We start from the raw sequence: 21,183 nt of genomic DNA on the forward strand, positions 1-21,183 counted from the left end.
AAAGTGGATTGGATGGCGTTAAGCTTAATCGGAACGATCGCGTTTGCCGTCAGTGGCGCGATTGTCGCAATGGAAGAAGATTATGATATCCTGGGCGTTTATGTCCTGGGCTTTGTTACCGCATTTGGCGGAGGGGTAGTCCGCAACCTGCTGATCGGAGAGAAAGTGACGATGCTCTGGCAGCAGGGATTCCAGTTCACGATTGCGCTGGCCGCAATGACGCTGGTTTTTATATTTCCGCTGGCCTGGATCAAGCGGTGGAAATCCTGGGAATCGTTCTTCGATGCCATCGGTCTGGCGGCCTTCTCGATTCAGGGGGCGCTTTACGCATCCAACCAGGGGCTTCCTGTAAGCGCCTCGATCGTTGCGGCCGTACTCACGGGAATCGGCGGCGGGGTTATCCGCGATCTCCTGGCCGGGCGCAAGCCTCTCGTTTTAAGAGATGAAATCTACGCGGTCTGGGCCATGCTGGCCGGCTTTCTTATCGGCATCGGCTGGCCCCAGAATCCGCTCGGTCTGATTATTTTGTTCATGATCGTAGTCGTGTCCCGGATGTTCTCCGTGATCTTCAAATGGAAGCTTCCGCGCCGTTCTCTCCGGACGCTGCTGCAGCAAAATGACGTGCCGAACAAACAGCGGCCTCCCGCGCTGCAGGAAGAAAGGAGAGAGTTCGATGTCAGCTGAATCTTTCTCGGCCCACGGCAAAATTTCAGGGGATCTCCTGCAGGAAAGACTGGAAACGGTCAAAGATTTAAAGCAGAGCGAGCTGGAGATGTACGCCTTGTCCAAAGATAAGGAAACCGGCGAGCATTACGTGCATTACGCGTACAAACACAGGCAAATTTCGGGTACGGGGGAAGAAGAGCAGTTTCATCAGCTCCTCCCAGTGGAGAGCGACGATGTGCTTGGAATCCTGTTCTCGGAGCAGCCGTACGAATATCCGGACGCCTGGAACCGGCCGTTCCTCCGCAACGGTCCCGAAGGGTTCTACATCTGGTTTGATCCCGCTTACGCCGAGGATACCGATGCGGATGAACATTTTGCCCGGGAAGTCCGGGAACGGCTGCTCAAAATGAAGCAGGCGGGCAAAGTGGATGAAGAAGCGGTAAGAAAGCTTTTTCGCGAGCTCGATGACTTGAAATAAATGTTCCGGAAAGCGTCCTTGCGAGGGCGCTTTTTTTCTGCTCCTCTGGCTGGAGAAAGGTGAACCGCCAAAGGAGCAGATTCATCTGCGGAAAGTAAAAATCTCCTTGCACCATGCGCAAGGAGATGAAGACGTACCAGGAAAGTATTTATTTGAAGTACGAAGTAGTGAGAGGGACGAACATGCCACCGTCTCCCTTGATATCCGCGTGGACGAACAACTCTTCGACGCCGGCGATATCGACTTCGATGGTCTTCAGGCCATCTTGGATGGCGATTGTCGTTGTTTTCAGTTTGATATCTTTTTTGCTGTCTTGCACAAAAAAACTTTCGATATCATTGCCGGTCGCGGCTACCTGGAGAACAAGCTTCTGGTATTTGCCTTTGGGATACAGCATGAAACTGCTGCCCCGGCTCGATTTTGCGTTATCGAAATAAACGTCTTTGTAGTCCTTGCCCTTGTATGTAGTCAAAGCGGGATCTTTCGTGTGATAGGACGAATCTTCGAAGTCCTTGGCCAGTGCGATCCCTTCCGCTTGCTCGCCTAACAGGACCGTATTGGTTGCTCCGTCGTAATTGACGGCCACGTTCAAGGTTTTGGCAATGCTCCGGACAGGCAGATAGGTGTTGCCGTCATACGTGATCGGAAGCACGACAGCTCCCTGCTCATCCTGCAGCTGGACAGGGGAACCGTTATATTTGACCGTAATGGAACCGTTCAGGTAAGCTTTAATTTCCTGCAGGTTGGCACCGGCCAATACTCCGGTTCCCATACTCAGCACCATGGCGGCACCGATTGCGGTTGCTGCTAGTTTCTTCTTCAAATCATTCTCACTCCTCTTCGGGATTAGGTCACCTGAAAACGGGAGTTGAAAAACCCATTCAGGCGACTTGGTTACTTTATATACGTCAGGTTCTTACATTAGTTGCAGATAATTAACATTATAAGTGGAAATTAATTGATTAATAAGGGGCGCAATACCCAAATTATTCGGAAAAGCATCCTTGCGAGGGTGCTTTTTTTCGAACCGGGCAACGGGGAAGGGATAACTTTTAAAAAAGAACAGGCGTGGGAAGAATAAGAAGCGGTACGGCTCAAGCCGGAAACCATTCGACGGGAAGACATCCGACAGATCCGACAGGAGGCTTAACACATGAAGACGAACGGATACACGTTTGCCGAATTGAACGGAAAAGAAGAACTGATTGAAGAGATCCGCAGCCTGGAAAGCAAATTGCAGGAACAGACTGGGGAACCGATCACCTTGATCGCTTACGAAAAAGAGCGGGCCGGGAACGGAGAACGGGCATGATTAAACAATACTTCGCCGAAGTCGTACTGGATGAGAGCGCAACACTGAGCGATAGTCTGAACAGTCTCGTGGACCGGGCGGAGAATGAATTCGGCACCTCTTATATTGAGATAGCCGCGATCGTGCCGACGAAGCCGGACCGGTTTACGGTCATTTTGAATCTGGATTTCAACCGCAAACTAGGGGAGGACAAGGCTTAACGCCGACGTCCTCCGGAAAAGAGGCTGACTATGGCAAACGCATATAAAGTCCGCGCGACTTGCGGATCTTCCTCTTGCGCGTACGTGCATCCCCGTGAAATTATCCGGGCGGTCAATTATGAGTCTTCCTACGCCATGGCGCTGATGCTCAATGACATCCCTGCCTACATGAGCTGTCCTTCCTGCGGAAATGATCTGCATTTTTATCCGTTTGCGCTTATCGAGGAGGCGGGAACTTGACACCGCTTGTTCTTTTGACAGATAGTTAAAAAGAGAGAACGCAACATGGGAAGGAAGAACACAGGATGACCAGCACACCAGCCGATTTCATGCGGCAATGGGAACTCCCGGAGAGTATTACAAATCGGCTCCTTACACTGCGCGGCCGAATTGAATCGGGGCAGCTAACTGAGGAACAGCTCCGTTTAATCGGAAAACCGGGGTTCGTTCCCGCACAGCCCGAAGTGTTAACAGATGCGATCATCGCTTTGGCGCTCGGCAAGCCCGTTTTGCTGAAAGGACCGACGGGTTCCGGCAAAACGAAGCTGGCCGAGCACTTGTCTTTTCTGACGGGCCAGCCGATGCACAGCGTCAATTGTTCCACGGATCTCGACGCGGAAGCTTTGCTTGGGTTCAAGACCCTAAGCCGGTCCGGGGAAGGCACGACGATTGAATTTGTGCCGGGGCCGGTCATTACCGCCATGAAAGACGGGCATATTCTTTACATAGATGAAGTAAATATGGCGAAACCCGAGACACTGCCGCTTATTAACGGAGTTCTCGACCACCGGAGAACGCTGACCAATCCGTTTACGGGCGAGACGGTGACGGCTCATGAGGATTTCCGCGTCATTGCGGCGATTAACGAAGGATACATCGGAACCGTTCCGCTTAATGAAGCGCTGAAGAATCGTTTCGTGGCCGTCGACGTCCCTTACCTTCAAGGAGATGCGCTCCTCGGCCTGCTGACGGAACGTACGGAATTGCGGGACACCCGGCTTCTCGAAGCGTTTGCGGCCCTGTCCGCCGATTTGCTCGCTCTCGTGCAGATGGGCCAGCTGTCCGACGAAGCGGCCTCCGTCCGCGCCCTGCTGGACGCGTGCGATCTCGCCGCGTTCATGCCGCCCCGGAGGGCCGTGGAACGGGCCATTGCCGCCAAGCTGGAAGACGAACGCGAAAGGGCCGCCGTGCGCAACGTGGCGGAGACGCTCTTTTAGCGATGTTCGTCGGGAAACTGAATCTGCTCGATAACCGGCTGGAAGCCTTTATGCTTATGCAGCTTGTGGATCTGGCCCGGACCTTCACCCGGAATGGGGATCTGGAGCTTCAGCTCGCTTTTCATTCCCATTATGAGGAAAAGAAGGCGCTGCTGACGGTCAGCCAGTTCTGGCGGGACTGGAAACCGGCACAGCGGGAAGCCGGCATGAAAAGCGACGTCTATCTCCGTGCGCTCGGCAGTGCGTGGTATTCGGGACGGCGGGAAACCGAAGCGTTCCTGGAGTCCGCTGCAGAGTCACCGCTTTCCAGGCTGGGCATTGAGTTGTTCGCCCTTTGCGAGGACTTGCGGCTGGAACAAATCTGCCGTCGCATTCGTCCCGGAACCTCAACCGTGTTTGAGGAGAGAGCGGACGTGTACAAAGGATATTTCACGCACAAATTCAAAACGCACCTCGCCCGTCACGAGTTTGCGGACGCGCTGTTCGTTTCCGTTTACCTTTGGTTTAAAGGGGCGGACGTGCAGGCGCTCTATAGTGAAGCGGGCAGCAGGATAGGCGAAACTTCCGCGGCATCTGCCTCGCCGACGAAGCATGTAGAAGAACTGCTCCGGCTTATGCAGCCGCTGCTGGAGGAGGCCGAAACGGCGGAGACGACGGCGGAAAACGCCCGGCTGTGCCTGCAGATGCTGGAGCTGCTGGAATACCGGCTGGAGCGTGATGCGGCGGTCGCGTATTTCTCGGCTCAGCCCGGAAGCGGTACGGACGCGCCCTTGAGACGCGGAGAACGTCCTGCCGGCAAGAAGGCGAAACGCCTCGCGAATGACGATGCGGAGCGGCTAAGCCCCCGGCAGGACAAAGACCGCAGCAGCGAGCGCCAGTCGATGTGGCACCGGGAGACGCGGAGCACCGCCGGGGAAGCGCTGCGGCAGTCGGTCGAGCGGGGCACGAGGACCGCTAGGTTCAGCGGGGCGGCGGCGAGGCCCGGGGACGACACGTCCGAAGAGGCGATGACCGCCGCACGCGGGCGTTCCGCCGCTTCCGAGCGGAAATCCGAGCCGCCGCCGGACAGCAGCGCGCCGTTCATACCGTCCGGTGCTTCCGCCGGAAGCGGGGACGGCTCCTCCGGCCTGCGCGCCGTCGCCGAGCTTCAAGCCCCGCGCAGGCCTACTCCCGCCGAAGAAGAGGCATACCGCGAAGCGATCCGTGCGGTGAAACCGCTGACGAGGCAGTTGACCCGCACGGTGAGGTTGACGCTGGAGCGCAAGCGGGTCGCTCCGCGGAGCGATCTGCTCTACGGGCGGCTCGGCCGAAGGCAGCTGCTGCGCTACGTGACGGACGAAGCGCCGCGGCTTTTCACCAAGAAGCAGAACCCCGCGCCCGAGCTCGATGCGGCCTTCTCGCTTCTTGTCGATTGCTCCGCTTCCATGTACGATAAGATGGAAGAGACGAAGCTGGGCATCTCGCTCGTTCACGAGACGCTCCGGACTCTGCGCATCCCGCACGAGGTGACGGGCTTCTGGGAAGACGCGGACCGGGTCACGGCCGAAGAAGCGCCGAACGTGTTCCACACGGTCATCGACTTCGGCTCGTCCTCCGCTCCGCGGAGCGGCGCCGCTCTGCTGCAGCTGGAGCCGCAGCAGGACAACCGTGACGGGTTCGCGATCCGTCACGCCGCCCGGCGGCTGCTGCGGCGCCCGGAGAAGCAGCGCGTGCTGCTTGTCTTCTCCGACGGCGAGCCTTCCGCCGCCGAATACCAGGAGGACGGCATCCTCGACACGTACGAGGCCGTCTTGGAATGCCGCAGGCTCGGGATCGACGTCATCAGCGTCTTCCTCGCCAGCGGCGAGGTTCACGAGACGCAGCGGACCACGATGCGCAACATCTACGGCAGGCACGGGATCGTGGTCCCGCACGCCGCCGAGCTGCCTGAGCATCTCGCTCCGCTCCTGCGCAAGCTGCTTCTGCGCAGCGGCGGGTAGGGCGTCGTCCCGAATAATCGGCAGTCTCTTTTTCGGCGCCCGTTGTCAAGAACGGTATCACACATGGGAATACTTGCCTAACCGCAAGCTCACAAAATATAGAGGCACACTGCTGCACTCTGGGGAGAGGACACCGTATGTTTGGAGCACCGCTATCAGGGAAATCGAAGAAAATTATACTGCTCGGTTCCGGGGAGCTTGGCAAAGAAGTCATTCTGGAGGCGCAGCGGCTCGGAATCGAAACGATCGCGGTCGACCGTTACGATCACGCGCCTGCCATGCAGGTGGCGCACCGCAGCTATGTCATCGACATGCTCGACAGGCAGGCGCTTCGCGAAATCATCGAACGGGAGCGGCCCCATCTGATCGTGCCCGAGATTGAAGCGATCGCCACACAAGAGTTGGTCGAGCTGGAGAAGGAAGGCTACCGTGTCATTCCGACCGCGAACGCGTCGCGCCTCACAATGGACCGGGAAGGCATCCGCCGGCTGGCTGCCGAGGAGCTCGGTCTGCGTACGGCGAAGTACGGCTTTGCCGATACGCTGGACGAGCTTTATGCCGCGGTCGCGGAAATCGGTACGCCCTGCGTCATCAAGCCCATCATGAGCTCGTCGGGCAAGGGCCAGAGCGTATGCCGGTCCGAAGCGGACATCGAGGCCTGCTGGAATACGGCATTGGAAGGCGGACGGGCGAAAAAAGCCCGCGTCATCGTCGAGGCGTTCGTCACGTTCGAGTCGGAAATTACGCTGCTCACCGTCCGCTCCGTAAGCGGTACTTCCTTCTGCGCTCCGATCGGTCATGTGCAGAAGGAAGGCGACTATATCGAATCGTGGCAGCCGCACGCGATGAGCGAGGCTCATATCGCGGAAGCCGAGCAGATGGCGCGGACGATCACCGATGCGCTCGGCGGATACGGAATCTTCGGCGTCGAGCTGTTCCTCACGAGCGAAGGCGTATATTTCAGCGAGGTTTCGCCGCGTCCGCACGATACGGGCATGGTCACGATGGCGACTCAGGATCTCTCCGAATTTGCGCTCCACGCAAGAGCGATTCTCGGGCTGCCGATTCCGCAAATCCGCCTGCTTACGCCAGGCGCTTCCCATACGCTGAAGGCGGACCGCGGCAGCACCGATTTCCAAATCGGGGGGCTGGATGAGGCGCTCGCGGTGCCGGATGTCCAGGTGCGGATTTTCGGCAAGCCGGAAACGAAACCGGGCCGCCGGATGGCGGTTGCCCTTGCCGCCGCGCAGGACACGGAAACGGCCAGAGCGATGGCCGCCGAGGCGGCGGGCAAGCTTTTTATCCGGTACGGGGAATAAAGCCCTGTACCCGTAAACGTTAGCGTTTCGTATAGCCGGGACGGAAGTTGAAGTTTACAAGCTTTCGCTCCGGCCGACGAGAAGGAGGTTTTATCCATATGGAAGCGAAACCGACGAGCGTCTCCCGCTCCATTATGACGGAAGTCATTTTTCCGCTGGATACGAACTATCACGGGACGGTTTTCGGCGGCAAAATCATGGAATATATCGATAAGATCGCGACAATCGCAAGCATGCGACATTGCCGTCGAGGCGTCGTTACGGCTTCGAGCGACAGTCTCGACTTTCTGGCCCCCGTGCATCTGGGTGAAGCCATCGAGCTGGAAGCCTTCGTGTCCTGGACGCACAGGAGTTCCATGGAGGTTTACGTGCGCGTAGTGGCCGAAAATATGTTTACCGGCGAACGCCGGACCACCGCCACCTCGTTTATCACATTTGTGGCGTTGGATGACGAAGGCCGACCGACTCCCGTTCCCGCGGTCATACCCGAGACGGAACGGGAAAGGCGCTTGCACGAATCCGCCCCGGCACGCTACGAGGCGCGAAAGAAACGCAAGGCGGAGCGGGAAGCCGATTGAACAATCGGCGCGTGCTTAAATTTTTTCGCCGGAAGCGGAACCGGCGTCTTTCCGAGCCGTACCAAGAGGTAAAGGTACGTGTTAACGATATCGGTCCCTATTCCAATGAACAGAGGAGTGCTTGTGCTTGAACGCTCACGAGATTGATTATGTCATTCATGGCAATGAAATGCAGTACGTGGAGATTGAGCTTGACCCGCAGGAAAGCGTCGTTGCCGAAGCCGGCAGCATGATGATGATGGAAGGCAATATCGGTATGGAAACGATTTTCGGCGACGGATCGGGCGGCGGCGGCCGGGGTCTGATGGGCAAGCTGATGGGAGCGGGCAAGCGGCTGCTCACCGGGGAAAGCTTGTTTATGACCGTGTACACCAACCACGGGCGGGGCAAAGAGCACGTTACGTTCGCGGCTCCGTATCCCGGCAAAATCATTCCGATGGATCTGCATGCGCTGGGCGGCAAGCTGATTTGCCAGAAGGATTCGTTCCTGTGCGCGGCCAAAGGCGTATCCATCGGCATCGAGCTGCAGCGCAAGCTGGGAGCGGGCTTTTTCGGAGGGGAAGGCTTCGTCATGCAGAAGCTGGAAGGCGACGGACTCGGCTTCGTGCACGCCTGCGGTTCTATTCTGGAGCGCGAGCTTCAGCCGGGTGAGGTGCTTCGTGTCGATACGGGCTGCTTCGTTGCGATGACGCCGGACGTCCAGTATGACATCGAGTTTGTAAAAGGCATCAAAACAGCCGTTTTCGGCGGCGAGGGGCTGTTCTTCGTCACTTTGAGAGGCCCCGGCAAAGTGTGGCTGCAGTCTTTGCCGTTCAGCCGCCTGGCCGAGAGAGTGCTCGGCGGAGCTGTCCGGGGCAAGGAAGAAGGCAGCGTGCTCGGGGGCCTCGGCAATCTGTTCGAAAGGCACTAGTGCTGCCAAAGCCCCAAGCAGTCGGGCGTTTCCGCTTTCAGAGAACGGCTGGCGCTTCGAGAGGTTCCGCGCGGGGCGCCTGTCGGTTAATCGCTCCGCGTTGTCCATGGCCAATCGAACCTACGCATATATAATTGAAAAAGGCAGTTCCTTTCATCGGAAAGGAACTGCCTTTTTATGTGAAAAGCCCGGGGGCTTCTGTTTTAATCAATATTGCAGCAGCATTTGATCCAGACGCTCGTTAAACTCGCCCATCGAAATCAGCTCGACTTGGCGTGCGTCGTAATCCTGTTCGTCGAGATAAGAGTCCACATCGACTTCGCCAGGTACATTTTCCACGACGATATCATTATTCAAATATACGATTAGAACGCGTTCGGCGTCAGCGGTAAAATTGTTGTTCATCTTTCTTTGACCTCCAATGAAGCAAATGATTTCAAAGCTTGCGTGCTTGTTTCCAACATAACTCCCACGCCTTTCTTACACGCTGCAAGCGCGTTTGAAACGGGGATTTTTTTCCTCGGAGTCAGGCGGACCGGCACTTACAATTTTTACAAAAAAACGTATTGACACGATTTATAGGCGATGCTATATTGATGTATAAATAATTCTTACTAAACTTATAGGATTTGTTTATTTTGTCCACCGGATCACCGGAGACGCGAAGAAAAAGTTCAGTAGGGAATGTGAAATGCTAGACAACGAGGTGCCAAATTCGAAAGGGGTATATGTACATGGCTGCTTTAAAATCGCATTCTTTCAAAAGGGTTCTCGGACGCTCGATTTCCGTCCTTGCCCTGACTTCGCTGCTCACCGGTTTAACCGCATGCGGCGGAGGAAACGAAACAACATCTACGAAAACGGGAACCGAAAACGGCGGCTCTGCACCAAAATCGGTCGAACTGCTTAATGTATCCTATGACCCGACGAGAGAACTGTACCAGGCATACAACGAAGCTTTCATCAAGTACTGGAAAGAAAAGAAAGGCCAGACCGTAACGGTCAGCCAGTCTCACGGCGGTTCGGGCAAACAAGCCCGCTCGGTCATCGACGGACTGGAAGCGGACGTGGTTACGCTTGCGCTGGCTTACGATATCGATCAGGTTCAAGCGGCGGGTCTTATTGATAAAGGCTGGGAAACGGAATTGAAAGACAACAGCACTCCATACACATCGACGATCGTATTCCTCGTACGCAAAGGCAATCCGAAAGGAATCAAGGACTGGGACGATCTCATCAAGCCGGGCGTGTCCGTCATCACCCCCAATCCGAAAACTTCCGGCGGAGCGCGCTGGAACTACGTGGCGGCCTGGGGCTACGCGCTCAAGAAAAACAACAACGACGAAGCCAAAGCCAAGGAATTCGTAACTCAACTGTTCAAAAACGCGCCGGTGCTCGGAACGGGAGCGCGCGATTCAACGACGACCTTCGTGGAAAGGGGCCTCGGTGACGTCCTGATCGCTTGGGAGAACGAAGCCTACCTGTCGCTCAACGAGCTGGGCAAGGATAAGTTCGAGATCGTAACGCCTTCGATCAGCGTGCTGGCGGAGCCTCCGGTAGCGGTAGTCGACAAGAATGCCGACAAGAAAGGCACGAAAGAAGTGGCCCAGGCTTATCTGGACTACCTGTACACGGAGGAAGGACAGAAAATCGCCGCGAAAAATTACTATCGGCCCCGTCTGGAATCCGTCGCGAAGCAGTACGAAAATCAATTCAAGCCGGTGAACCTGTTTAAAATCGACGATCCCGAATTCGGCGGCTGGGCCAAAGTCCAGAAAACACACTTCGCCGACGGCGGTGTATTCGACCAGATTTACAAACCGAAATAATTATGCGTGCCCGGGTGCGACGGTACAAACCGGCACCACTCGGTCTGCGATCAAGGGGACGTGTTCGCAATGGGAAGACGAAACAAAACGAAACGTATTTTACCCGGGTTCGGCTTGTCGATGGGCTTTACGGTGCTTTACTTGAGCCTGCTCGTGCTTTTCCCGCTTTCCGCGGTCGTGTGGAAAACGACGGGGCTGACCTTCGACCAGTTCTGGCAGGCAGTCACCGATGAACGGGTGGTCGCTTCCTACAAGCTCAGCTTCGGCGCTTCTATAGCGGCTGCGCTGGTCAACACCGTATTCGGCCTGCTCGTGGCCTGGGTGCTTGTGCGCTACCGCTTTCCGGGCAAACGGTTCGTCGACGCGCTGGTCGACATGCCTTTTGCGCTTCCGACGGCCGTGGCCGGCATCGCGCTGACAAGCCTGTATGCCGACAACGGCTGGATCGGCAGCCTGCTCGCTCCGCTCGGCATCAAGGCGGCGTATTCGCCGCTTGGCATCATCATCGCGCTCACGTTTATCGGGCTTCCGTTCGTGGTCCGCACCGTGCAGCCCGTGCTGCAGGAGCTGGAGCACGAAACGGAAGAGGCCGCCGTGAGCCTCGGCGCTTCACGCTGGCGTACGTTCCGCCGCGTCATTTTTCCGCAGCTCGTGCCCGCGCTGCTGACGGGGTTTACCCTCGCCTTCGCCCGGGCGATCGGCGAGTACGGCTCTGTCGTCTTCATTTCAGGCAACATGCCGATGAAGACGGAGATTACGCCGCTGCTCATCATGACGAAGCTGGAGCAGTACGACTATGCCGGGGCCACAGCCATTGCTCTGGTCATGCTGATCATCTCGTTCGTGCTGCTGCTCGTCACCAACGCGCTGCAGATGAAATCCAACCGGCGGGTGAGCGGATGACCGCGAAAGGAGCTGAAGCATAATGGCAGGCAACGTAGCTGCAAATCTGAACGGACCTTCGTCGGAACCGGCGAAGCATATCACCGAGCCTAGGATCGTCCAGTGGCTTCTGATCGGAGGAGCCCTGCTGTTTCTCGCCCTGCTTCTGGTGCTGCCGCTTGCGACGGTTTTTATCCAGGCGTTCAAAAAAGGCACCGAAGTGTATCTGGCGGCCTTGACCCAGAAGGAGGCGTGGGCGGCTATCCGCCTTACGCTGACGACCGCGGCGATTGCCGTTCCGCTGAACGTGGTGTTCGGCGTGGCGGCCGCCTGGGCGATCACGAAGTTTAAATTTCGCGGCAAGAACGTGCTGGTTACGCTGATCGACCTTCCGTTCGCCATTTCGCCCGTCATTGCCGGTCTCATGTTTATCCTGCTGTTCGGGACGAAAGGCTGGTTCGGTCCGTGGCTGGCCGATCACGATCTCAAGATCGTGTTTGCCCTGCCGGGCATCGTGCTCGCGACCGTCTTCATCACCTTCCCGTTCGTTGCGAGGGAACTGATCCCGCTTATGCAGGCTCAGGGCACGCAGGAGGAAGAAGCGGCGGCGACACTCGGCGCCAAAGGCTGGCGCATTTTCTGGAAAGTGACTCTTCCCAACATCAAGTGGGGATTGCTGTACGGCATCATTTTATGTAATGCGAGAGCGATGGGGGAGTTCGGCGCCGTCTCTGTCGTCTCGGGTCATATCCGGGGCAAGACGAATACCGTTCCGCTCCATATCGAGATTTTATACAACGAATATCAATTTTCGGCTGCGTTTGCGGTTGCTTCCCTGCTCGTTATGCTGGCCGTGCTGACGCTGATCGTGAAAAGTCTGGCCGAATGGAAGTTCCATCAGTCCAACCGGCAGCATGCCGATTCCGGCTTAAACCAGGCAACGGAGGGGAGTTAACCTATGCATATCAGTGTAAGAGGAATCAACAAGTCGTTCGGCTCCTACGAAGCCGCCAAAAACATCTCGTTCGACATTGAACAGGGCAAGCTGATCGGCCTTCTGGGACCGAGCGGAGGAGGCAAAACGACGATCCTCCGGATGCTTGCCGGACTGGAGTCGCCCGATTCGGGGGAGATCCTGTTCCATGGCGAAAAGGTGAATGCCCTTATGCCGCAGGAACGCCATATCGGGTTTGTTTTCCAGAACTACGCGCTGTTCAAGCACATGTCCGTGTACGACAACATCGCTTTCGGCCTCCAGGTGCAGAAGCGCGGCAAAGCGGAGATCCGCACCCGCGTCCATGAACTGCTTCAGCTGACCGGCCTGGCGGGTCTGGAGAAGCGGCTGCCGCACCAGCTCTCCGGCGGCCAGCGCCAGCGGGTGGCCTTCGCCCGGGCGCTCGCTCCCGAGCCTCAGCTGCTCCTGCTGGATGAACCGTTCGCGGCGATTGACGCGAAAGTCCGCAAGGAGCTGCGAAGCTGGCTGCGGGAAATGATTTCCCGGGTCGGCATCACGACGATCTTCGTCACCCACGACCAGGAAGAAGCGGTCGAGGTAGCCGACGAAATCATGATCGTCAACAAAGGCCGGATCGAGCAGAAAGGCTCGCCGATCGACATTTACCGCGAACCGCTGACTCCGTTCGTCGCTTCCTTTATCGGCGAATCTTCGCCGCTGGAGGAGGCCGGCTCCCTGATCGGGTTCGCCGATGCGGGCGAAGCGTCCGCTATCGTCCGACCGGAGTTCGTGGAGATCGGGCTGCCCGGCGAAATCAGCCGCCAGACGGCATCGGCGGAGGCCGTTGTCAGAAGCACCTATTTCCGCGGATCAAACTGGCAGGTCGAAGTGGAAAGCGGGCCTTACCGACTGGTCGGTTACCGCTCGCTGGAACTGCCCCAACTGGAAGCGGGGGACCGTGTCCATGTTCTGGTCCACCGGCTGTACATCTTCGACGGCAACCAGACTAGAACCGTTGAAAATGCCTTAAAAAACGATCCCATGCCGGTTCATATCTGATCCGGACCTCACAGAAGCGCACATGCAGAAAGGACTAGGGCTATGGAACATCACATCACAATCCCGAGCGGGGATTTGGAACTGGCGGCTACGCTGCACTATCCGACGGACGGGGAGGCCGCCGATTGCCGGGGAGGCGCGGGCAAATGGCCGGTTGTCATTATCTGCCACGGCTTTATCGGCAATCGGATCGGCGTCGACCGGCTGTTCGTCAAGACGGCGAGGGCTTTGAGCAGCCAGGGCTACATGGTGCTCCGCTTCGATTACGGCGGCTGCGGCGAAAGCACCGGCGATTACGGAGCGGGAGGACTCGATCCGATGATCGCCCAGACACGCCGGGTGCTGGATTACGCGCTCAGCCTGGACTGCGTGGACCCCGGCAGCGTGACGCTGCTGGGCCACAGCCTGGGCGGGGCGGTCGCCCTGCTGACCGCCGCATCCGACCACCGCGTGCGGACCCTGGTGATGTGGTCGGCCGTAGCCCACCCGCACAACGATATTGTACGAATTGTCGGCAAGGAAGCTTATCGTCAGCTGGAGCCGGACAAAGGCATCGACTATCAGGGGTATCTGCTTACCCCGGCTTTTTTCGACTCTCTCTCCAAGCATCAACCGTTCGAGCAGCTGCGCAAATTCGGGGGAGATGTTCTCATCGCACACGGCACGGCGGACGAAGATATACCGGTAGATTACGCCCCGCTTTATCAAAAAATGTTCTGGCTCCGGGCGGACGGACGCTGCGATCTGGAACTCATTTTCCAGGCCGACCATACGTTCTCGAACCGGGACGCCACCTTTACTTTAATAGGCAAAACGTCCGCTTGGCTGGTAGACCTGCAGAAGCGTAAAAGAGAATGGTACGATTGGATGATTTGAATCGAGAGTAGAGAGGATGAGAATTATGGCCAAACCTGTTGAACTGAATGAAGTCTGGATTGACCGGATCATTCAAAGCATTAACGGATTGGAGTACGGAACCGTTCAAATCATTATTCATGACGGCCGGGTCGCTCAAATCGAGCGGACGGAACGGAAACGTTTCGACAACGAGACGAAGCGGAGCGCGGCAGGCGCCGAAGCCAAGCTGCATATCGAACGCAAAGCGAGCGACGGCCGGGGATAGCCTTTTTTTCCTGAATCCTGTACTTAATGAAGACCTGTTATCCATGGGGATAGCGGGTCTTTTTCGTCGATAGGGCTTGAAACTAAGGGGTATGGGAAATAATGTTAGATATTGGAATCGGAAAAAAGGTGGGGCCATTCAAGCGTGAAATAAATTCAGCGTGAAGTCTATCTCAATCCATGATACAATTCTTGATTAGCGGCAAGGAAAGGACTGGAATTGATTGGACAAGGCAGAAGCATGGTTTAAGTTAAAAGAGCGCCGGACGACGATCGGCACGGAAGTGCTGGCGGGATGCACGACGTTTATGACGATGGCGTTCGTGGTGATCGTGAATCCCGGCATTTTAAGCGCATCCGGTATGGATTTTCATGCGGTGTTCATCGCAACGATCCTGACGACTATATTTTCGACGCTCATTATCGCACTGGCGGGCAACTACCCGATCGTCATCGCTCCCGGCATGGGCATTAACGCGTTCTTTGCCTTCGGCGTCGTTCAGGGAGCGGGGGTATCCTGGCAGGTAGCGCTGGGCTCCGTATTTTTGGCCGGGCTTCTTTTTATGCTGGTATCACTCAGCCGGCACGGCCGGTTGTTGATCGAATCCATTCCGGCATCGCTAAAATATGCGATTACAGCGGGCACGGGATTGTTTATTTGTTTTGTAGGGCTGCAAAACGCCAAGCTGATCGTCGCTTCACCGGATACGCTCGTCACCATCGGAAGCCTGCACGAACCGGCAGCTCTGCTGTCCGTTATCGGACTTGTGCTCACATTGGTCTTGATGTCGTACCGCGTCCGTGCGGCGCTTTTTATCGGAATGCTGCTGACGGCGGCAATCGGCTGGCTGATGGGGCTGCTGATTTTGCCGGATCACTGGTTCGCCTGGCCGGGAACGATGACGGGGACGTTTATGCAGATGGACGTGAAAGGCGTATTCGAGCAGGGGCTGTTTGCCGTCACGTTTACGTTTCTGCTGATCTCGGTGTTCGATACGACCGGAACACTGGTCAGTTTGGCGGAGCAGGCGGGACTCATGAAAAACGGCGTTTTCCCCCGTTCCCGGAGCGCGCTTATGGCGAACGCCGCAGGCGTTACGGCCGGTGCCGTCATGGGAACAAGCCCGGTTACGACGCTGATCGAGTCGGGCTCCGGAATAGCCGCAGGAGGCCGGACGGGCTTGACGGGGGTCGTCACCTGCGCGCTGCTGGCCGCCACGTCATTTCTGGCCCCGGTAGCGGAAACGTTGGCTAACCTGCCGTCGGTCACGGCGCCCGCGCTCATTGTGGTCGGGTATTATATGATTACCGACCTGCTGCATATCGACTGGAAAGATTTCGAAGAATCTTTCCCCGCTTTTCTCGTTCTCGTTACGATGCCGCTGACGTACAGCGTATCGACGAGCATCGGGATCGGATTTATTTTTTACATTGTGCTGAAGGCGGCCCGGGGACGGTTCAAGGAAATCCATCCTGTGCTTTACGTGTTCGCTGCGCTGTTTATCGTGCAGATCGGATTTTTCCATGGCTGATCCCCGTCCCGCTCAAACCGAAAAACAAGGGTGATCGGATGAAAGAAAGTCATTTTCATTTAAACGAAGAGACGCGGACGCCTGTCTTTGTTTACCGGTGGGAGCCGGAACCGGGCACTCCTCTTCGAGGCGCCGTACAGATCGCGCACGGTATGGCGGAACACGCGCTGCGTTACAAGCGGTTTGCGGAGAAGCTCACGGCCCGCGGTTATATCGTCTACGCGAATGACCATAGGGGGCACGGAAGAACGGCCGCCCACAAGAACGACTTGGGATATCCGGGGCCGGACGGGTTCGCGGGGATGACGGACGATATGATCGATCTGGGCAGACGGATACACGAGGAACAGGGCGGGCTGCCTCTGTATCTGGTCGGGCACAGCATGGGCTCGTTCCTTTCCCAGAAAGTCATGTACCGGGCTCCGCAGCTTTATGAAGGCGTAGCGCTTCTTGGGACGAACGGACCGAAAGGCGTGATTTTGAAAGCGGCCATTCTGCTGGCGAAATTGCTCGTTTCCCGCAGCGGCGAATGCGCACGCAGCAAGTTTCTGAGCCATACGGCGCTCGGGAGCTTTAACCGGCCTTTTCGTCCGAACCGGACGGAATTCGACTGGCTCAGCACGGACGAGGCGGAGGTCGATAAATTCGTGAAAGATCCGCTTTGCGGATACATCTGCACGACGGGATTTTTTAGAGACTTCTTTATCCATCTGTCCGATATCCATCTGAAACGTCATATGCGGAGCATTCCGAAACATCTTCCGGTTCTGCTTCTGGCGGGTGATAAAGATCCTGTCGGCGGGCAGGGCAAGGGCGTGAGACGTCTTGCGGCCTTGTACCGTAAACTGGGGCTGGAGCAGGTGGACTGCAAGCTGTATGAGAACAAACGTCACGAGATTTTGAACGAAGTGAACCGCGAAGAAGTGATGGAAGACTTGATAAGCTGGCTCGCTTCTACCGGGGGGCTGATTAAAGAACCTGCTACATCCTGAGGAGCAGACCGGACCGCGAAAGCGGTCTATTTTTTTTAGATGCGGCACCGTATAATTAGGGCTTAACAAAAATTCCAAATAAAGGTATTATGGAATCATCTAATCAGGGATGTGATCTTCATAGTGGTTACCGGCACGGTGGTTGGTCTGCTTTTGTTGGGCTTTGTGGCCTGGAAGACTTATCAAGCCCGGCAGGCTTTTAAGAAGGTAGGCGTTGTGGTGGCGAAGGGACACCTGTATGCCCTCGATTTTTGGGTTTTTGCTGCCAGCATGCTTATCCTTGTTCTTTTAATGGGGCAAGACGGCTTGTGGTTTGCCGCAGCATGCGGATTTATCTTTTATCTGGAATGGGTCAAATTGTTTTATTTGGGTACGGAAGGACTTAAATCCGGGACGAAATTTTACGAGCGCAGCAGGTTGATCACTTACGAAATTACGGAAGGAAACGGTCCTGTCATCCATATTATTGTTGCGGGTGAGATGGATCCCGTGCGGCTTTCCTGCAGGGAGAACGATTTTGCTATCTTGAAGGATCAGGTAATCCGTTATTTCGAGGAAAGGCCGGAAGGCTCCCGGTCGGCGGACACGGGAAGAGGGACCATTTCCACGGTGTGAGGACGGTAAAGAAGTACGGGAAGTATGGCATGCTAAAACAAATGAGAAACGTCCTGCGGCAGACCGGTGAATTCCGGATCGCTGCAGGACGTTTCTTATTTAAGCGGAAGGCAGCGACTGCCCTCCGTTCAGTAAAGGCCGAGCGAGATGTATTTGATCTCTACATATTCCTCGATCCCGTATTTGCCGCCTTCCCGGCCGAGGCCGCTTTCTTTCATGCCTCCGAACGGGGCTTGGGCGGAAGAAGGCAGGCCGTCGTTTACGCCGACGATGCCGTACTGGAGTCGTTCGGCGAGTCGGATGGCGTGATTGATGTTGGAAGTAAACACGTAGGACGCGAGCCCGTAAGGGGAATCGTTCGCCTGCCGGACGGCATCGTCCGGATCGGTAAACTCGACGATCGGCGCGACGGGGCCGAACGTTTCTTCCTTCATGATCAACATGGAGCTGTCCACACCTGTCAGCAGAGTCGGCTCGAAAAAGTAACCGGCATGCTTAGGCACTTCCCTCCGGCTGCCACCCGTAATGACGGCTGCTCCGCGTTCCACGGCATCCGACACGTGCCTCTGAATCTTGTTCAGGCCGTCTTCGTCAATGACAGGCCCGATTGCGGAGTCCGGGTCCATGCCGTCGCCGACTTTCAAGGCCCGGATTTTATCCGCCAACAGCTTCTCGAACGCCGGACGGATGCCCTTCTGAACGTAAATCCGGTTGGCGCAGACGCAGGTTTGTCCGGCATTACGGAACTTCGACAAGAGGGTCTGCTCGGCGGCGAGCTCCGCGTCGGCATCGTCCAGCACGATCACCGGGGCGTGTCCGCCCAGCTCCAGCGATATTTTCTTCATCGTATCGGCGGAAGCGCGCATGATGTGCTTGCCGACTTCCGTCGATCCGGTGAAGGTCACTTTCGCCACCCGGGAATCCGCAAACAGCGTATCGCCGATCACGGAAGCTTCTCCGGTCACGATGTTAAGTACCCCGGCGGGTATTCCCGCTTCTTCGGCCAGCTTGGCCATGTACAGCGCCGTTAACGGCGTCTGCTCCGCAGGCTTGACGATGCAGGTGCAGCCTGCCGCGAGCGCCGGGCCTACCTTGCGCGTAATCATGGCGGCGGGGAAGTTCCATGGCGTGATCGCGGCCACGACACCGACGGGCTGACGCAGAACAAACATCCGCTTGGCCGAGCTGGTTGCCGGGATGATGTCCCCGTATAGCCGCTTAGCTTCCTCGGCATACCAGGATATGAAGCTGGCCGCATAGGCGATTTCACCTCTGGCTTCGGACAACGGCTTGCCCTGTTCGGCCGTCATCGTTCTGGCCAGATCTTCCTGATGCCGCATCAGCAGGTGGTACCAGCGCATCAGCATATCGGAACGCTCGTAAGCGGATAAAGTGCTCCACGATTGAAAAGCGGTGTGAGCCGCTTCGATAGCGGCCTTCGTTTCCGCTTCTCCCGAATCCGGTACGGTCGCAATCTCGGCCAGAGTGGAAGGGTTAACGACCGAAATCGTCTTACCGCTGTCCGCTTCGATCCATTGGCCGTTCACGTAATTCAGCCAGCGTTCGGAAGTGCTTCCGGAAGTTGTCGTAGTCATGAAGATCTCCTCCTTTTTGTTACGAAAAAAGCTTACGCAGTAAAAAAGGCGCAAAATCGCCTTTCGGAAAAATATACATGAGGTGAATGCCCGGTAAATGAAAGCAGGCGGAGCCTGTAAAGCTTTTCGCCAACCGGTATCCCTAATGTATTATACCCCTTCCAAAAGCGGATCGCACACCGGACCCCCTGCGGGTTCTATTTCCGTGCTTTCACGGGATTGCGGCAGATAGACAGCACGTGGAAAATGCCTCAATATCCCAGAGGGATTAGGGGATTTTATCAGCAGAGGCCGATCCTTTCCAACTTGCGGGTATCAGCGTCAGCTAAAACGGGTATCTATGAAAGGAGGCTTTTACCGCAAATGGGTAAGACGTCCGGCAGGACGAAGAGTAAATAAGCGCGGGAATTACCGGAACCGTCAACGCGCTCTTGTCACGAGAGACCGAAGAAGATTGAACGGAAGGAAGGGTGAGATCATGAGCGAACAACAACCATCCATGGAGAAAAATACGCAACAGCGCACCGCAGGCGATTCTCTGGGTCAGGTTCAGCTCCCGGCCGATGCCTATTACGGAGCCCAGACTCAGCGCGCGGTGTTGAATTTCCCGATCAGCGGATACCGTCTGCCGAGGGAATTTATCAAAGCCCAGGGCATTATTAAAGCGTCGGCCGCTGCCGTACATAAAGAACTGGGCGAGTTGGACGGGGAGATCGCGGATGCCATCCTGGCGGCGGCGGACGAAGTGATCGAAGGGCGCTGGGACAGCCAGTTTGTCGTCGACGCTTTTCAGGCCGGGGCGGGAACGTCGCAGAACATGAACGCCAACGAGGTGATCGCCAATGTTGCGCTTGAGAAACTGGGGCTGGAACGCGACCGCAAGGACAAGATCCATCCCAACGATCATGTGAACAAAGGCCAGTCGACCAACGATACGATTCCGACGGCCATTTGCATTTCCGTGCACGAATCCGTGGAGCGGAAGCTCCTGCCCGCCCTGGATAAGCTGATCGGCGAGCTCGCGAACAAGTCGAGGGAGTTCCATTCGGTCGTAAAATCGGGCCGCACCCATTTACAGGACGCGGTCCCGCTCCGCCTGGGACAGGAGTTCGAAGGCTACGCGGCCACTGTCGGCCAGATGCGAAAGCAGCTGGAGCAGGCCGCGGACGGCCTCCTGGAGCTGGGCATCGGCGGCAATGCCGTCGGCACGGGCGTGAACACCCATCCCGAATATGCCGCCAAGATGGTAGCGGAGATCGGACGCCGCACAGGCACACCTTACCGGCAGGCCCCGAGCCGGTTCGCCTTTATGCAGAACCCGTCGGCGGCTCTGCGTGTAAGCGGGCTTCTCCGGGATTTGGCCGTGCATCTGATCAAGCTGTCCAGCGATATCCGCCTGCTTAATTCCGGCCCGCAGACGGGCCTTGCCGAAATCCGGCTGCCTGCCGTGCAGCCCGGATCTTCCATTATGCCGGGCAAGGTGAACCCGGTCCTGCCGGAGATGCTGTACATGGTCTGTTGCCAGGTGATCGGCAACGACACGGCGGTGCAGACCGCGATGATAGGCAGCCAGCTTGAAATCAACGTCATGATGCCGGTCATCGCCCACAATGTTCTGCAGTCGGCTCACATTTTGAGCACCGCGGCGGAAGCGTTCTGCGAACGCTGCGTGAAAGGGATCGAAGCCGATGAGGAGCAGTGCCGTTACTGGATGGACCGCAGCTTGTCCCTGGTAACGATGCTGAATCCGGTTATCGGCTACGACAAAGCGGCCGAGATCGCGAAGGAGTCGCTGAAAACGCAGAAACCGCTTCGTCAGCTTGTCGTGGAGAAGGGAATTCTAACCGGGGATGAATGGGAGCGGATTGTCCAGAACAGTCTTTCCGAATAAAACGGAAGCCGCTTGCTTGGGAAATCAGACAGATTGGCCGAAAAAAAGTCCC

At 56.7% G+C, this 21,183-nt stretch carries 23 protein-coding genes; 20 read left to right on the top strand and 3 right to left on the bottom strand.

The features are described 5' to 3' along the window. The first annotated feature begins 3 nt into the window (after positions 1–3). Together KVT34_RS02760 and KVT34_RS02765 are read left to right on the top strand one after the other, a co-directional pair. Complete coding sequence (locus tag KVT34_RS02760; RefSeq protein WP_016424035.1) at positions 4–684, top strand: trimeric intracellular cation channel family protein; 681 nt, start codon at positions 4–6, stop codon at positions 682–684. Continuing rightward, on the top strand, positions 674–1,144 hold the full coding sequence (locus tag KVT34_RS02765; RefSeq protein WP_217556556.1) for a hypothetical protein: 471 nt from the start codon (positions 674–676) through the stop codon (positions 1,142–1,144). The genes KVT34_RS02760 and KVT34_RS02765 overlap by 11 nt, the downstream gene beginning before the upstream one ends. Positions 1,145–1,292: 148 nt before the next feature. On the opposite strand, the gene KVT34_RS02770 is transcribed toward KVT34_RS02765, so the two are convergent. Beyond that, complete coding sequence (locus tag KVT34_RS02770) at positions 1,293–1,967, bottom strand: stalk domain-containing protein (protein WP_217556557.1); 675 nt, start codon at positions 1,965–1,967, stop codon at positions 1,293–1,295. 330 nt (positions 1,968–2,297) lie between these two features. Between KVT34_RS02770 and KVT34_RS02775 the strand changes: the two genes are divergently transcribed. The 8 genes from KVT34_RS02775 (at position 2,298) to KVT34_RS02810 (ending at position 8,659) form a co-directional block, all read left to right on the top strand. Beyond that, positions 2,298–2,456 (top strand): hypothetical protein, encoded by a 159-nt coding sequence (locus KVT34_RS02775; RefSeq protein WP_164977125.1) that lies wholly within the window; start codon positions 2,298–2,300, stop codon positions 2,454–2,456. Beyond that, complete coding sequence (locus tag KVT34_RS02780) at positions 2,453–2,656, top strand: hypothetical protein (protein ID WP_217556558.1); 204 nt, start codon at positions 2,453–2,455, stop codon at positions 2,654–2,656. Before KVT34_RS02775 ends, KVT34_RS02780 begins: the two co-directional genes overlap by 4 nt. A 30-nt stretch (positions 2,657–2,686) precedes the next feature. After that, complete coding sequence (locus KVT34_RS02785) at positions 2,687–2,896, top strand: hypothetical protein (RefSeq protein WP_217556559.1); 210 nt, start codon at positions 2,687–2,689, stop codon at positions 2,894–2,896. Positions 2,897–2,961: 65 nt separating this feature from the next. Beyond that, positions 2,962–3,873, top strand: coding sequence for an AAA family ATPase (locus KVT34_RS02790; RefSeq protein ID WP_217556560.1), 912 nt, complete (start codon positions 2,962–2,964; stop codon positions 3,871–3,873). Positions 3,874–3,875: 2 nt separating this feature from the next. After that, a complete protein-coding gene (locus KVT34_RS02795; RefSeq protein ID WP_217556561.1) occupies positions 3,876–5,852 on the top strand; it encodes a vWA domain-containing protein in 1,977 nt (658 codons plus the stop codon). A 137-nt stretch (positions 5,853–5,989) separates the two neighbouring features. Further along, entirely contained in the window at positions 5,990–7,171 is a 1,182-nt protein-coding gene (gene purT / locus KVT34_RS02800; protein WP_217556562.1) for a formate-dependent phosphoribosylglycinamide formyltransferase, read from the top strand. A gap of 98 nt (positions 7,172–7,269) precedes the next feature. Beyond that, positions 7,270–7,749, top strand: coding sequence for an acyl-CoA thioesterase (locus tag KVT34_RS02805; protein WP_217556564.1), 480 nt, complete (start codon positions 7,270–7,272; stop codon positions 7,747–7,749). A gap of 127 nt (positions 7,750–7,876) precedes the next feature. Continuing rightward, positions 7,877–8,659 carry a TIGR00266 family protein gene (locus KVT34_RS02810; protein ID WP_217556565.1) on the top strand — a complete coding sequence of 261 codons (783 nt, stop codon included), beginning with the start codon at positions 7,877–7,879 and terminating at the stop codon, positions 8,657–8,659. A gap of 207 nt (positions 8,660–8,866) precedes the next feature. Here the strand turns inward: KVT34_RS02810 and KVT34_RS02815 are convergent, their stop codons facing one another. Continuing rightward, entirely contained in the window at positions 8,867–9,064 is a 198-nt protein-coding gene (locus KVT34_RS02815; protein ID WP_042228037.1) for a hypothetical protein, read from the bottom strand. A gap of 329 nt (positions 9,065–9,393) precedes the next feature. On the opposite strand from KVT34_RS02815, the gene KVT34_RS02820 reads away from it, so the two are divergent. The 9 genes from KVT34_RS02820 (at position 9,394) to KVT34_RS02860 (ending at position 17,645) form a co-directional block, all read left to right on the top strand. Further along, a complete protein-coding gene (locus tag KVT34_RS02820; RefSeq protein ID WP_217556566.1) occupies positions 9,394–10,488 on the top strand; it encodes a sulfate ABC transporter substrate-binding protein in 1,095 nt (364 codons plus the stop codon). Positions 10,489–10,557: 69 nt separating this feature from the next. Then, on the top strand, positions 10,558–11,391 hold the full coding sequence (cysT, locus tag KVT34_RS02825; protein WP_217556567.1) for a sulfate ABC transporter permease subunit CysT: 834 nt from the start codon (positions 10,558–10,560) through the stop codon (positions 11,389–11,391). Between the two features lie 22 nt (positions 11,392–11,413). Continuing rightward, complete coding sequence (cysW, locus tag KVT34_RS02830; protein WP_217556568.1) at positions 11,414–12,325, top strand: sulfate ABC transporter permease subunit CysW; 912 nt, start codon at positions 11,414–11,416, stop codon at positions 12,323–12,325. Between the two features lie 3 nt (positions 12,326–12,328). Beyond that, positions 12,329–13,384: a sulfate/molybdate ABC transporter ATP-binding protein gene (locus KVT34_RS02835; RefSeq protein ID WP_217556569.1), complete on the top strand. Its 1,056-nt coding sequence runs from the start codon at positions 12,329–12,331 to the stop codon at positions 13,382–13,384. Between the two features lie 42 nt (positions 13,385–13,426). Continuing rightward, the gene (locus tag KVT34_RS02840; protein ID WP_042228027.1) at positions 13,427–14,260 is read left to right on the top strand and encodes an alpha/beta hydrolase family protein; all 834 of its coding nucleotides are present in this window, start codon (positions 13,427–13,429) and stop codon (positions 14,258–14,260) included. A gap of 25 nt (positions 14,261–14,285) precedes the next feature. Beyond that, positions 14,286–14,507 carry a YezD family protein gene (locus KVT34_RS02845; protein WP_042228026.1) on the top strand — a complete coding sequence of 74 codons (222 nt, stop codon included), beginning with the start codon at positions 14,286–14,288 and terminating at the stop codon, positions 14,505–14,507. Positions 14,508–14,730: 223 nt separating this feature from the next. Next, positions 14,731–16,038, top strand: a complete 1,308-nt coding sequence (locus KVT34_RS02850) for an NCS2 family permease (protein ID WP_217556570.1) — start codon at positions 14,731–14,733, stop codon at positions 16,036–16,038. Positions 16,039–16,076: 38 nt separating this feature from the next. Continuing rightward, positions 16,077–17,030, top strand: a complete 954-nt coding sequence (locus KVT34_RS02855; RefSeq protein WP_217556571.1) for an alpha/beta fold hydrolase — start codon at positions 16,077–16,079, stop codon at positions 17,028–17,030. A gap of 123 nt (positions 17,031–17,153) precedes the next feature. Next, a complete protein-coding gene (locus KVT34_RS02860; protein ID WP_217556572.1) occupies positions 17,154–17,645 on the top strand; it encodes a hypothetical protein in 492 nt (163 codons plus the stop codon). 128 nt (positions 17,646–17,773) lie between these two features. Here KVT34_RS02860 and KVT34_RS02865 read toward each other — a convergent pair whose 3' ends face one another. Beyond that, positions 17,774–19,240 (bottom strand): NAD-dependent succinate-semialdehyde dehydrogenase, encoded by a 1,467-nt coding sequence (locus KVT34_RS02865; protein ID WP_217556573.1) that lies wholly within the window; start codon positions 19,238–19,240, stop codon positions 17,774–17,776. A gap of 478 nt (positions 19,241–19,718) precedes the next feature. Between KVT34_RS02865 and KVT34_RS02870 the strand changes: the two genes are divergently transcribed. Beyond that, positions 19,719–21,131 (top strand): class II fumarate hydratase, encoded by a 1,413-nt coding sequence (locus tag KVT34_RS02870; protein ID WP_217556574.1) that lies wholly within the window; start codon positions 19,719–19,721, stop codon positions 21,129–21,131. Positions 21,132–21,183 lie beyond the last annotated feature (52 nt).

Source organism: Paenibacillus sp. GbtcB18, from assembly GCF_019091125.1.
In the GTDB taxonomy this organism is placed as follows: Bacteria; Bacillota; Bacilli; order Paenibacillales; family NBRC-103111; genus Paenibacillus_F; species Paenibacillus_F chitinolyticus.